General features: G+C 51.8%; 9 protein-coding genes. 4 read left to right on the top strand and 5 right to left on the bottom strand.

The genetic code is table 11. The features are described from left to right. Positions 1–29: 29 nt before the first annotated feature. From secA to T491_RS0109705, 3 genes are all read right to left on the bottom strand, one after another. Positions 30–3,422 (bottom strand): preprotein translocase subunit SecA, encoded by a 3,393-nt coding sequence (gene secA, locus T491_RS0109715; RefSeq protein WP_028903721.1) that lies wholly within the window; start codon positions 3,420–3,422, stop codon positions 30–32. Between the two features lie 95 nt (positions 3,423–3,517). Beyond that, positions 3,518–4,705: a hypothetical protein gene (locus T491_RS0109710; protein ID WP_036915863.1), complete on the bottom strand. Its 1,188-nt coding sequence runs from the start codon at positions 4,703–4,705 to the stop codon at positions 3,518–3,520. Next, entirely contained in the window at positions 4,702–5,901 is a 1,200-nt protein-coding gene (locus T491_RS0109705) for a DUF4105 domain-containing protein (RefSeq protein WP_036915861.1), read from the bottom strand. Before T491_RS0109705 ends, T491_RS0109710 begins: the two co-directional genes overlap by 4 nt. Positions 5,902–6,004: 103 nt before the next feature. Here T491_RS0109705 and T491_RS0109700 point away from each other — a divergent pair, with 103 nt between their 5' ends. From T491_RS0109700 to T491_RS0109685, 4 genes are all read left to right on the top strand, one after another. Continuing rightward, positions 6,005–7,291, top strand: a complete 1,287-nt coding sequence (locus T491_RS0109700) for a hypothetical protein (RefSeq protein WP_028903718.1) — start codon at positions 6,005–6,007, stop codon at positions 7,289–7,291. Between the two features lie 23 nt (positions 7,292–7,314). Continuing rightward, complete coding sequence (gene lptC, locus T491_RS0109695; RefSeq protein ID WP_028903717.1) at positions 7,315–7,947, top strand: LPS export ABC transporter periplasmic protein LptC; 633 nt, start codon at positions 7,315–7,317, stop codon at positions 7,945–7,947. Next, positions 7,944–9,221, top strand: coding sequence for a hemolysin family protein (locus tag T491_RS0109690; RefSeq protein ID WP_028903716.1), 1,278 nt, complete (start codon positions 7,944–7,946; stop codon positions 9,219–9,221). Before lptC ends, T491_RS0109690 begins: the two co-directional genes overlap by 4 nt. Before the next feature lie 91 nt (positions 9,222–9,312). Continuing rightward, positions 9,313–11,448: a SurA N-terminal domain-containing protein gene (locus T491_RS0109685; RefSeq protein ID WP_028903715.1), complete on the top strand. Its 2,136-nt coding sequence runs from the start codon at positions 9,313–9,315 to the stop codon at positions 11,446–11,448. An 85-nt stretch (positions 11,449–11,533) separates the two neighbouring features. Here the strand turns inward: T491_RS0109685 and T491_RS0109680 are convergent, their stop codons facing one another. Both T491_RS0109680 and T491_RS16215 read right to left on the bottom strand, forming a co-directional pair. Continuing rightward, positions 11,534–12,202: a hypothetical protein gene (locus T491_RS0109680; protein WP_028903714.1), complete on the bottom strand. Its 669-nt coding sequence runs from the start codon at positions 12,200–12,202 to the stop codon at positions 11,534–11,536. A gap of 167 nt (positions 12,203–12,369) precedes the next feature. After that, positions 12,370–13,248 (bottom strand): serine hydrolase, encoded by an 879-nt coding sequence (locus T491_RS16215; protein ID WP_231480231.1) that lies wholly within the window; start codon positions 13,246–13,248, stop codon positions 12,370–12,372. Positions 13,249–13,483: the final 235 nt, after the last annotated feature.

The raw sequence follows: 13,483 nt of genomic DNA, 5'->3' as shown, positions 1-13,483 counted from the left end.
ACTATTCGTTATTTTCTAATCACTATTCACTATACAATGCCTTTTCCGTGGCAGTTCTTGAACTTCTTACCTGAGCCACAGGGACATGGATCATTGCGTCCGGGCAACTTATCCTTGACGATAGGCTCGTGACTCTGCTGAGCGCGAGTATCGTGCTGAGCGGCTGCCTGCTGGTTACGGTCAACCAACTGCTCCTCGGCTACATTCTGCTTGCTCTCGGTGTACTGCTGGCGCTGGGTGTGCTGCTCGGGAGCTGCCTCCTGAACCTGCTGCTGCATCTCAGGAATCTGACCACGAGTCAGGATCGAACAGATACGGTTGTACATCTCATTGATCATCTCATCCCATACCTTAGCCGATTCGAGCTTGAAGATCAGCAGAGGATCCTTCTGCTCGTAGCTGGCGTTCTGTACAGAGTGCTTCAGTTCGTCGAGTTGACGGAGATTCTCCTTCCAGCTCTCGTCGATAACGTGCAACAGGATGCTCTTCTCAAACTCCTTCACAATGCTCTTACCCTCAGTCTCGTAAGCCTCCTTCAGGTTACATGGGATGTTATAGATCTTACGGCCATCGGTGATAGGCACCATGATACGCTGATAAATCTGCCCCTGATTCTCGTAAACCTGCGTGATGATAGGCATAGCAACGGTCTGGATACGCTCAGTCTTGCGGTTGAAGTTGCCGATAGCTGCCTGGAACGCATTCTCGGTCAGAATCTCACGAGGCTGGTTCAGATATTCCTCGCTACTGAAAGGAACCTCCATTGACAGTACGTGCAGGAACTCCTCCTTACAGCTCTGATAGTCGGCAGAGTTCTCGATGATATTCACCACACGGTCCCAGATGATGTTAGCGATATCCATACCGATACGCTCACCCATCAGGGCGTGACGACGCTTCTCATAGATAACAGTACGCTGCTTGTTCATCACATCATCGTACTCAATCAAGCGCTTACGGATGCCGAAGTTGTTCTCCTCAACCTTCTTCTGGGCGCGCTCAATACTCTTGGAGATCATGGGGCTCTCAATCATCTCACCCTCCTTGAAGCCCAGGCGGTCCATCACAGAGGCGATACGCTCAGAGGCGAACAAACGCATCAGCTTATCCTCGAGTGATACATAGAAGACAGATGAACCTGGGTCACCTTGACGACCGGCACGACCACGCAACTGACGGTCAACACGACGGCTCTCGTGGCGCTCGGTACCGATGATAGCCAAACCACCGGCAGCCTTCACCTCAGGCGAGAGCTTGATATCGGTACCACGGCCAGCCATGTTGGTGGCGATGGTAACGGCACCCTTACCATTGGTGCTCTGACCGGCCAATGCCACGATATCAGCCTCCTTCTGGTGCAGCTTAGCATTCAGCACCTGGTGGGGGATTCCCTCGCGCTTACCAGTCTCTGGATTCACGTACATATCGAGCATACGGCTCAGCAACTCTGAAATCTCTACCGAGGTAGTACCAATCAAGGTTGGACGGCCTTCGTTACGCATCTTCACAACTTCCTCGATCACAGCCTTATACTTCTCACGAGCGGTCTTATATACACGGTCATCCTGATCATTACGGAGAACAGGACGATTGGTAGGAATTTCAACCACATCGAGCTTGTAGATATCCCAGAACTCACCAGCCTCGGTCGAAGCTGTACCGGTCATACCAGCCAGTTTGTGGTACATACGGAAGTAGTTCTGCAGGGTGATGGTAGCGAAAGTCTGGGTAGCAGCTTCTACCTTCACGTGCTCCTTAGCCTCAACAGCCTGGTGCAGTCCGTCGCTCCAGCGGCGACCTTCCATGATACGGCCGGTCTGCTCGTCAACAATCTTCACCTCACCATCAATCACCACGTATTCATCGTCCTTATTGAACATGCAGTAAGCCTTCAGCAACTGCTGCAGGGTGTGTACACGCTCACTCTGAACGGCATAGTGGTTCAACAACTCGTCTTTCTTGTCCAGACGCTCCTGATCGGTCAGACCAACTTCAGCCTCAAGAGCAGAGAGTTCTGAGGTGATATCGGGCAACACGAAAAGTTCGTTATCGTTCACCTGATTAGCCAACCAGGCAGTACCCTTATCAGTCAGGTCGCATGAGTTCAGCTTCTCATCAACCACGAAGTACAGAGGCTCAACGCACTCTGGCATACGACGGTTATTGTTCTCCATATAGATATTCTCGGTATTCTGCATACCGGCCTTGATACCTTCCTCAGAGAGGAACTTGATCAGCGGCTTGTTCTTAGGCATGGCCTTGTGCGAACGATAGAGCGACAAGAAACCTTCGTCAAGTTTCTCCTGACCATCTTTCTTATTTCCGGCCTCAATCAGTTTATTACCCTCGGTAATCAGGGTCTTGGCATCGGCCAGATACTGGGTAGCCAGCTGACGCTGAACACCTACCAGTTTCTCTACCAGTGGCTGATATTCCTCAAACATCTGATCGTCGCCCTTGGGGATAGGACCAGAGATAATCAGAGGTGTACGGGCATCGTCGATCAATACTGAGTCGACCTCGTCGACGATGGCGTAGTTATGTGCGCGCTGTACCAGGTCGGCAGGCGAGATAGCCATATTGTCACGCAGATAGTCGAAACCGAACTCGTTGTTGGTACCGAATGTGATATCAGCCTGATAAGCCTTACGACGGGCCTCAGAGTTAGGCTGATGCTTATCGATACAATCCACGCTCAAGCCATGGAACATATAGAGCGGACCCATCCATTCCGAGTCACGTTTAGCCAGATAGTCGTTCACTGTTACCACGTGAACACCGTTGCCTGTCAGGGCGTTGAGAAACACGGGCAGGGTAGCAACGAGGGTTTTACCTTCACCCGTAGCCATCTCGGCAATCTTACCCTGATGCAGAACTACACCACCGAACAACTGCACGTCGTAGTGTACCATTTCCCACTTCAGGTCGTTACCACCGGCAGTCCAGTGGTTGTGATATATAGCCTTGTCACCATCGATAGTGATGAAGTCCTTCTTAGGGTCACCCGCCAGCTCACGGTCGAAGTCGGTAGCAGTTACTACAGTCTCCTCGTTCTCAGCGAAACGACGGGCAGTTTCCTTCACAATAGCGAATACCTCGGCCATCACTTCGTTCAGGGCCTGCTCGTAAATCTCCAGTACCTCTTTCTCGAGCTTATCGATCTGAGCGAAGATATCGGCACGCTCGTCGATAGGCGTGCTCTCGATAGTGGCCTTTAACTGCTCGATACGGGCCTTCTGCTCGTTGGCAGAGTCCTGTACCTGCTTCTGTAATGTCTTAGTGCGCTGGCGCAAAGCATCGTTATCCAGCTTCTGTACCTCGGGGTAGACAGCTTTCACCTGCTCTACGAGTGGCTGGACAAGTTTCATGTCGCGGCTGGATTTGTCACCGAACAGCGACTTTAATAATTTGTTGAAATTCATATCTAATTTTACTTTTTTACTTATTGTTTATGTATGACTGACTCTAAAACGGCGGCAAAATTACAAAAAATATTTGTAACAACCAACCTTTTTAATTAAAAAATAGGTGTAGCCACACATGCATTCGGCGCACGGATGCGAATTGCCTTAGCAATAGTAGGGGCAATACGCTCAATACTGACAGGTGTCTGAACCCTTTCGGCAGGGATATTGGCACCATAGAATATGATTGGGAAATAAGCTAATGACTTCTTGACAGGCGTCTGTTCGTGGGTGTCGTCGTTCTGCATCTGCCACCCAGGGTTCAATTCAACCACCAGATCGCCGATATGAGGTTCAAACAGGTGGATATCAACACGCTTCACACCCGACATCTGCAGGAGGAATTCCTTCGATTTCACCGTAGCATCGGTGAGACTGATACGTTTCTGTTCAAACAGGCGGCGGTTCAGGTACAGCTGGTTACGATAGCTGCCCTCTATGTATTGTCCCTGTCCCCACAGCGCACCAAGATACATGTTAAGCAGGTTGGCTGTGCGATTGGTATAAAACACGCCAGTAGGGATATTGTATTTGGCGTATTCATCGGTATTTTCCTCGGTATAACCAGTTGAGGTCAACACGTATAAGGTACGACGGAATCCTACCAGACGTTCAATCTCGCAAACAAGCTTGATAAGTGCTTGATTCAAAGAAGGATCGTCCGACTTATTCGAGTCTTTTGCACCATAAGTCAAGTACAACAGATCGGGAATGGTATCACGCCCGAGTTTTTCTTGAATTAACAGCTGTAAAGCCTTATCAGTAAGATTAATAGCATTCCAATTCTTCTTATCTTCTTCATTCCAGGCAACGCAGTCCATCTGATGACCAGCAGCCAGTTCAGCGGTAACCTGATCGGCTGCCACAGAACCAACTTTACCAACACCTTTGGTAGCGAGTTTCAGTTCATCGCTCAGGGTCGATACGGCAATATCGTTAGCCGTAGCCGCTACGGTCTGCAGCGTGTTGCGATCCAACCACTTGTCGGCAGTAATGGTGTGATAAAAAGGCGAGGTTCCTGTCATGACTGACGAAATGGCAGATGACAGATCAATCTGACGATAGGGATAGAATCCCTGTTCGCATACATATCCATCGTCGAACAGAGCCGGATAGCCGTTACGTAGCTGATCGATAGTGATATTCACTACCAATCTGGGCTTAGCGCCCGTCTGATTCTGCGCCTGCGTACTCAGCGCCAATAAGGCGAGCAGGGTGACATATAGATATCTATTCTTCATTTCTTACGTCTTAACAGCAAACATAGTGCCACAATCGTGATTCCTTCGGCATAGCACTGAAAAAATGCGCCCAAATAGAATAATGCCAGCATGACTAACTGCACATTCTGCCACAGACGTCGCTTTCCCTTGATCACTGATGGGATGAAGAACAGCGGTAGCGGATTGAACAGCAGCAGGTTGAGATTGAGCGATGTAGTGGGGTGCTGCGAGAAAACCATGACCGTGAGCAGGATACCCACCAGGCCTTGTACGGTCATCAGGAGCACGTCCCACCATTTAGCAATCTTCTTGGTTCTCCACTCAACGAAGATGATGAATAGCGAGAACATCAGCAGAGCGATGGCTATCTGTGTGGGCGACAGGATGAAGTCGGGCTCTATACGCTGTACGCCAGGCGATACTAAGAGGCGTTCCTCCTTAACCAGCGGGCGGTAGGTGCCGTTGGTGTAAATCTGCGCCCGGGCAAAGTCGATCATCAGGTTTGCCGGCAGGAACTCCTGTTGCTCGCGGGTAGTTGGCTGGTCGGCCTTCAAACCCAATAACATATTGTTGCCGAACTTAGACCACACGTGATTGCGGTTACACTCATCAGCCATTTGGCGGAAAGTGGGCTGATAGTCAGCTCTTTCGGCGTATTCCACCTTGCCGTTGATACAACGCTCAATCATGTCTCGCGGCTTGGTAGAGCAGTTATTGTAGAAGAAATTATAGCGGTACACGCGGTTCTCCGGTCGCAGGTTATCCGCCAGGAGTTTCTGCAGCTCGCGTTTCTCATCGTTAGTCAGATTCAGCACCTGTTCAGTAATGCTGCTGCCCCATTTCCGGTAGTATGGCCAGAAGGATTCGTAAGGGTAGGCAGCCAGTTCGTAGTCGGTAAGACCGAACATGAAGCGCAGGGCGAAATAAGGCTTGCTGAAGCTGAACATTCCCCAGTTGAACACCAGATCCTGCTGCGGGCCACTATGCCAACGGATGGCAGAATGACCATAGAGGCTGTAGATCTCCTCGTGGGGCGAGCAGGTGAGCAAACTGACTTCGACCGAGTCCATAGGGTCGAATTCGTGCCTGATAGAGTCAGACGTGTAATTTACCAGTTTTGCGTCGTTTTGAGCAAAAACAGGCGTTATATAGCTGACAGTCAGCAAGATAACTGCAGCAAAAAGGCTCTTAATTTTCTTTTCTAAATGTTTCACGATGCAAAAATAACTTATATTTTCGAGGAAAAAGCCATTTCTTCGTTTTTTTTTGATAATTTTGCACGCTGAAATGTTTTTCAACTGAATTAAAAGTATAAATATGAATAAGATTCTCGCCAGTTTTGTCTTGGCAACCTTGACAACATCGGCTTTTGCTCAGAGCAGCACAAACTCTCCTTACAGCCAGTTCGGCTTAGGCGACCTCACAGATCAGAGTGTAGGATTTAATAAAGGTATGAACGGCGTTGGCCTTGCCATGCGCCGTGGCAACGAAGTCAACCCTATGAACCCCGCCTCTTATTCATCGATCGACTCGCTTACCATGCTTTTCGACGCAGGTCTGTCGGGCCAGATCACCAATTTCAATGAGAACGGCACGAAGATGAACGGCAAGAGTGGCGGTTTCGACTATGTGGTAGGTTCGTTCCGTGCCTGGAAGAATGTCGGTATATCGTTTGGTGTACTGCCATATTCAAACATCGGTTACAATTATTCGCAGACCGAGACCCTGAACGACCAGGATAAGACCAAGATGAAGACCACCTACGAAGGCGACGGCGGTATGCACCAGCTGTTTGTAGGTACTGGTATCAAGCTGTTCAAGCCTCTGAGCATCGGTGCCAACCTGTCGTACTTCTGGGGCACCTATAACCGCACCATGAGCAGCAGTAGCAGTGCTTCGAACGTGAGCACGATGCAGATGACCTATGGTGCCGACGTGAACAACTACAAGCTCGACCTGGGCATGCAGTTAGAGCTGCCACTGAGCAAGCAGGACCAGCTTACCCTGGGTGCTATCTGGAGCATCGGTCATTCGCTCAAGAGCGATGCCGAGCTGTCGATCATCAACAGCAACTCGAGTATCAGCAAGGCCGATACCACCACCTACAGTGTTGGCAATGCGCTGAGCCTGCCTACAGCCTATGGCGTGGGTATAGCTTACAGCCACAGCAACAACCTGCGTATAGGTGCTGATCTGACCATGCAGAAGTGGGGCAAAATAGACACTCCCGTATTCGATACCAAGACCAATACATACGCCCTGAAGTCGGGTCAGCTGAAGGACAGCTACCGCCTCAATATCGGTGGTGAGTGGACGCCACGCCCCATGGGTCGTAAGTTCCTGGATCGCGTACGCTATCGTGCGGGTGTAGGTATGGCCACACCTTATTATTATATTAACGGTCAGGAGGGTCCCAAGGAGCTGTCGGCCAGCATTGGTTTCGGCATACCCATCATGAACGGCTACAACAACCGTTCGATCCTGAACATCAGCGGTCAGTTTGTACGTCGCTCGGCCGATAATATGATCAAGGAGAGCATGTTCCGCCTGAACATCGGTCTGACATTCAATGAGAGATGGTTCGCCAAGTGGAAGGTAGAATAATCGCCATCGCGGCGTTTGCAGCGATGATATTAGTTGGCTGTACCGAGGTGCAGGAGCACACGGCACCAGCCATTCGCGACCGCGATTCGGTGTCGGTCATGACCTCGTATGGCGTGAATACGCTGATCAGCGACAGCGGCGTAATCAAGTATAAGATAGTGACCGAGCGCTGGGATGTGAACACGGTTAAGAATCCCTCGTACTGGTATTTCGAGCGGGGTGTGTTCTTCGAGCAGTTCGACGAGAAATTCCACGTAGAAGCGTATATCCAGGCCGATACGGCGTGGTATTACGACCAGCAGAAGCTGTGGCACCTGCGTGGACGCGTACGTATCCGTAATATCAACGGACTGATATTCCAGAGCGAGGAGCTGTTCTGGGACGGTGTGCGCCACGAAATCTACTCGAACGTGTATTCCAAGGTAACCACACCCGAACGCAGCATGGAGGGCACGTATTTCCTTTCCGACGAGCACATGTCGCACTATACGGTGAGCAACTCGAAGGGTTCGTTTACCCGCGAGGACATGACTGGCGAGAAACCGGAGAGCGAGGAGCCAAAGGACGGCAAGAAAGCCGAAGCCAAGCCCGATACCACACAGGCCTTACAGCCGATGCGACAGCAGTTGCAGAAACACAGGAGGAGCGGACAATGACAATACTGATCATCTGGCTATTGGTTTCGATGCTATTCTCGGCCTTCTTCTCAGGCATGGAGATAGCCTTTGTATCGTCTAATCGCCTGCGTGCCGAGATGGACCGCGAGAAGAACCGTTTCTCGCAGCGTATCATCAAGACCTTCTACCAGCATCCCAATAACTTTGTATCGACCATGCTGGTGGGCAATAACATCTCGCTGGTTATCTATGGTATCCTGTTTGCCCGATTGTTCGACGACACGCTGTTTGCGCCGCTGAGCGACGGTATGCGCGTAACGGCCGACACCCTGTTATCGACCTTTGTGGTGCTGTTTACCGGCGAATTCCTTCCCAAATCCATCTTCAAGAATAATCCGAATACCCTGCTCACGGTGTTTGCCGTGCCGGCATGGATATGCTACGTGGTGCTGTATCCCATCTCGCGTTTTGCCACACTACTGTCGAAGGGTCTGCTCCGACTGGTGGGCATCCGCATGAAGAACAGCGGTGAGGAGAAGGAGTTTACCAAGGTGGATCTTGACTACCTGGTGCAATCGAGTATCGACAGTGCCGATAATGACGATGAAATCGAGGAGGAAGTAAAGATTTTCCAGAATGCGCTCGACTTCTCGGAGACGAAGATCCGCGACTGTATGGTGCCCCGTACGGAGATCGATGCGGTAGAGGACACCGCCACCATCGAGCAGCTGAAACAGGTGTTTATAGAGAGCGGCCATTCGAAGATCCTGGTGTATCACGAGGATATTGACCACGTGATAGGCTATGTACACTCATCCGACATGTTCCGTCTGGGCAAGAACAACAACCAGCAGAGGGTGATAGACTGCGAGGTGATACGCGAGATATCGTTCGTACCCGAGACGATGCTGGCCTCGAAACTGATGGCGCAGCTGATGCAGCAGAAACGCTCGCTGGCAGTGGTTATCGACGAGTTCGGCGGCACCAGCGGCCTGGTATCGCTCGAGGACATCATGGAGGAGATTACGGGCGAGATTGAGGACGAGCACGACAACACCAACCACGTGGCCAAGCAGCTGGGCGACCATGAGTATATGCTGTCGGCCCGACTGGAGATAGCGAAGGTGAACGAGTTGTTCGATCTCGACCTTCCTGAGAGCGATGAATATATGACGCTGGGCGGCCTGATTCTGCACGAGTACCAGTCGTTCCCGAAGCTGAACGAGGTGGTGAAGATAGGGCGCTACGAGTTTAAAATCATTAAGAATACAGCCACAAAAATCGAGTTGGTGCGCTTAAACATCACGGAATAGCAAATTTTCTACATAAAAATTTCGTTGTTTCGAACAAATTTATTAATTTTGCACCCGTTTTATGAATAATAATTAAAAATTTAAATACATTATGGCAGCATTAGGAAAAATCCGTAAAAGAGGCGTAGCCCTCGTTTGCATTATCGGCTTAGGCCTTTTCGCCTTTATAGCTGAGGAAGCTGTTCGTTCTTGCGAAGCAACGAAGAACCAGCAGCGCCAGCAGATAGGCGAAGTGTTAGGAAACAAAATCAACGTTCAGGAGTTCCAGGCTCTGGTAGATGAGTATCAGGACGTCCTGAAGATCACCCAGAACCGCGACAACTTCTCGGAGGATGAGCTGAACCAGATCAAGGATCAGGTATGGAGTCAGTACGTTAACGAGCAGATCATCAACAACGAGGCTGAGAAGCTCGGTCTCACCGTTACCGATGAGGAGCTTCAGAACATCATGAAGGAGGGAACCAACCCCATGCTGATGCAGAGCCCATTCGTTAACCAGCAGACTGGTCGTTTCGACGTGACCATGCTCACCAAGTTCCTCGACGATTATAAGAAGGCAGGTCAGAACCCTCAGCTGGCTGAGCAGTACCAGGCTATCTACAAGTACTGGCAGTTCATCGAGAAGAACCTGCGCACTCAGACTCTGGCTCAGAAATATCAGACTCTGCTCACCAGCTGTCTGATCTCTAACCCCATCTCAGCCAAGATGGCTTTCGAGGGTCAGAACACCGAGAGCGACATCCAGCTGGCTTCGATTGCTTACTCAAGCATCAACGACAACGATGTAAAGGTTGACGACAAGGATATCAAGGACAAGTACAACGAGAAGAAGGAGATGTTCAAGCAGGACGTAGAGAGCCGCGACATCAAGTATGTTGACTTCCAGGTTGTAGCTTCAGCCGCCGACCGCAAGGAACTGATGAAGACCATGACCGACGCAGCTACCAAGCTGCAGAGCGGTGCTACTCCAGCCGAGGTGGTTCGCAAGGCTCAGTCGCAGTTCCCCTACAGTGGCTTCGCAGCTACCAAGCGCGCTTATCCTGCTGATATCGCCGCTAAGCTCGACTCAATGGCTGTAGGTCAGACTTCAGCTGTATTCGAGACCGCTTACGATAATACACTCAACGTGGTTAAGCTCATCTCTAAGAGCCAGCAGCCCGACTCTATCGAGTATCGCCAGATTCAGGTGGGCGGTGCTACCGCCGAGGCTGCCAAGAAGACTGCCGACAGCATCTTCACAGCTCTGAAGGGTGGTGCCGACTTCGAGCAGATGGCTCAGAAGTATGGTCAGACCGGTACTAAGCAGTGGCTCACCTCTGCTATGTACGAGGGCAGCAACACCATCGACGAGGATTCAAAGAAGTATCTGAACACTATCAATACACTGGGTGTTAACGATGTGACCAACCTGGAGTTCGCTCAGGGCAACATCATCATCCAGGTAACAAACCGCAAGGCCATGGTCGACAAGTACGATGCCGCTGTGATCAAGCACACCATCGACTTCTCAAAGCAGACTTACTCTGATGCCTACAACAAGTTCAGCCAGTTTGTAAGCGAGAACAAGACCATCGAGGACATGGAGAAGAACGCCGGCAAGTTCGGTTACAAGGTTACTCCACGCCAGGATGTATTCAACTACGAGCACAACGTAGCTGGTCTGCGCAGCACTCGTGAGACCATGAAGTGGCTCTTCGCAGCCAAGGCCGGTGAGGTTAGTCCTCTGTACGAGTGTGGTAACAACGACCACCTGCTGGTAGTAGCGCTGACCAAGGTTAACCCCGTGGGCTATCGCGACATCAACAGCCTGAAGGACATGCTGAAGGCCGAGGTTATCCGTGACAAGAAGTTCGAGCAGATCAAGGCTAAGCTGGCCGGTGTTAACGACCTGGCAGCAGCCAAGGCCAAGGGTGCCCGTATCGACTCAGTGAATCAGATCACCTTCACAGCTCCTGTATTCGTACAGGCCACAGGTGCCTCAGAGCCCGCTCTGGCTGGTGCTGTAGCTGCTACCAAGGCTGGTGCCTTCAGCAAGGCTGTGGTTAAGGGTAACGGTGGAGCTTACCTGTTCAAGGTGCTCAAGAAGAGCAACCGCGAGGGTGCTAAGTTCGATGCTAACCAGTCGGAGCAGATGCTGCAGATGCAGGCCACTCAGGCCGCTCGCATGTTCATGCAGGAGCTCTATCAGAAGGCTGGTGTGGTTGACAACCGTTATCTGTTCTTCTAATAAGAAAACGTGTAGTTAAGAACAACAAAATAGTTTTAGTTGGGGGAAGGTCTCCTGTGAAGGACGCCTTCCCCATTTTTTGTGCTCAATCCTCGGTGCTGCCATCGGGGTTGGGTTCGCCGCCACCGGTGTTGCCGCCTGTCTGCGAGCTGTTATCGCCGCCTGCAGGGGCGCCAGGGTTGGCGTTAGAGCCCTCGCCACCGCCGGTGCTGCCATCGGCCAGCTGAGCGGCTCTCCACTCGGCTACGGCGGTCTGGATGGGCTTCAGTGTCTGCACCTTGCGGTGCTTGCCGTTCACAATCACCTCCTGTGTGTCGATGATGTTGCGGAACTCGAGCGAGCAGTGCTCCTCCTTGAACCGGCGCGAGGTGAGGTTGTCGTTTTCCACGCCGTAGGGCAGGAAACGGATGTGTACGCCTTTCACCACGTCGTTGGGGTCGGCCCCGTCCATGGCCTCGATGTTGATCACGGGCTTGTTCACGTGGCAGGTTGGCATGAAGGTGCCCAGCGGGTCGAGCCTTACAGGCACACCCTGGCTGATGAGCTCGGGCAGGCACTGGGTGATCTTCTTGAGCACGCCTTCGATGAGCTCCTGACCGTAGATACAGCCGTGGTCGCTCATGTGCTTGGCAAAGCCTCGCAGCGAGAGGGTGGTCTGGGTGTCAACTTCGGGGTAGTACTTGCCGTACCCCGCGTTTTTGGAATTCTTGTTCTTGCGCAAGTTGATTCCGAGTTTAATGTCGTTTGTAGTCATTTTTAGTGTGTTTTTAATAGTATCCGACTACTGTGTACTGCTAACTGCTTCGGGTAGCAGTTTCCCGCCTGGAACTGCATGCATGTGTTCACTATGCAAAGATACGAAAATAAAGCGGAAATGCCAAACATTTCCGCAATTATTTTCGCTAATAATCCTTAATTCTGTCAGAGCACAGGCAGGATGTGTTTCCACACGAGGTTGAGCTCGCCCTGCAGGTCTTCCACGTCGGATGTGATGGCTATCACGGCCTGCTTTTCGGGCACTACGATGATGAACTGTCCGCGTGCGCCGTCGGCACGGAAGCAGCCTGGTCGGCAGCGCCACATCTGGTAGCCGTAGCCCTGCATCCAGTCGCTGGTCTCAGTGGTGAGTCCGCGCTCCTCGGCCTGCTCCAGGCGGGTGCCGGGGTTAATGCTCTCCACCTGCTTCTTCGACATCTCGCTGATCCAGTCGGCCGATACCAGCTGCCGGCCGTTCCACAGGCCTTTCTGCAGTATCAGCTGTCCCATCTTGGCCAGGTCCTCGGTCTTCAGGTACAGGCCCCAGCCGCCGGTGTTGATGCCCTGCGGACTCTCGTCCCAGTGTGGCTTGTCGATGTGCAGGGGCTCAAAGAGCCTTGGGGTGAGGTAGTCGACCACCTTCTCGCCGGTCACCTTCTGTACGATGGCCGAGAGCATGTAGGTGCCCATGCTGTTGTAGAGGTAGAATGTGCCGGGCTTATGGACTACGGGGTGGGCGAGGAATGCCGTCACCCAGTCCTGATCGGATGTTCGTGCGGCGCGTGGCTCCTCGTCGTGGCCGCAGGTCATGGTCAGCAGGTCGCGCACGGTCATGGCCTTGAGGTTGTCGCTCACTTCGGCAGGCAGCTTGTCGGGGAAGAAGTCGATCACCTTGTCGGTGAGTGCCATCTTGCCGTCGGCGATGGCCATTCCCACGGCAGTGGCGGTGAATGTCTTGCTGACCGAGTTGAGGATGTGGGGCACGGTGTCGACGCCCTGGCTCTGCCAGCGGCTGTAGATGACGCTGCCCTCCTTGACCAGCATCACGCTGTGGATGTCGAGCGAGTCGGCAGCTGCTTCGGTGAGGAAGCCGTCCATGGCCTTAGCCACGCTGCCGGGGGTTTGTGTACGTGGCAGGTCGATGACTTCTGCCGGTTGATTCACTTGTTTGCATGCCGACAATGCTATGAGCATCATCGCAGCCACCATTGCTTTCTTTGTTTTCATATTGGTGCTGATAATAAAAAGATTGTTGTTAATATAGTTTCATAAACTGTCG

This window comes from Prevotella sp. P6B4 (assembly GCF_000619985.1).
Classification (GTDB): domain Bacteria; phylum Bacteroidota; class Bacteroidia; order Bacteroidales; family Bacteroidaceae; genus Prevotella.
The sequence above is the reverse complement of the archived record's forward strand: the minus strand, read 5'-3'. Positions and strand labels throughout refer to the sequence as shown.

Excerpts from the sequence above, each read along its gene's own strand:
- T491_RS0109680 (WP_028903714.1), bottom strand. The coding sequence starts at position 12,202 with ATGACTACAAACGACATTAAACTCGGAATCAACTTGCGCAAGAACAAG.
- secA (WP_028903721.1), bottom strand. The coding sequence starts at position 3,422 with ATGAATTTCAACAAATTATTAAAGTCGCTGTTCGGTGACAAATCCAGC.
- T491_RS0109685 (WP_028903715.1), top strand. The coding sequence starts at position 9,313 with ATGGCAGCATTAGGAAAAATCCGTAAAAGAGGCGTAGCCCTCGTTTGC.
- T491_RS16215 (WP_231480231.1), bottom strand. The coding sequence starts at position 13,248 with ATGCTGGTCAAGGAGGGCAGCGTCATCTACAGCCGCTGGCAGAGCCAG.
- T491_RS0109710 (WP_036915863.1), bottom strand. The coding sequence starts at position 4,705 with ATGAAGAATAGATATCTATATGTCACCCTGCTCGCCTTATTGGCGCTG.
- T491_RS0109690 (WP_028903716.1), top strand. The coding sequence starts at position 7,944 with ATGACAATACTGATCATCTGGCTATTGGTTTCGATGCTATTCTCGGCC.
- T491_RS0109700 (WP_028903718.1), top strand. The coding sequence starts at position 6,005 with ATGAATAAGATTCTCGCCAGTTTTGTCTTGGCAACCTTGACAACATCG.
- lptC (WP_028903717.1), top strand. The coding sequence starts at position 7,315 with ATGATATTAGTTGGCTGTACCGAGGTGCAGGAGCACACGGCACCAGCC.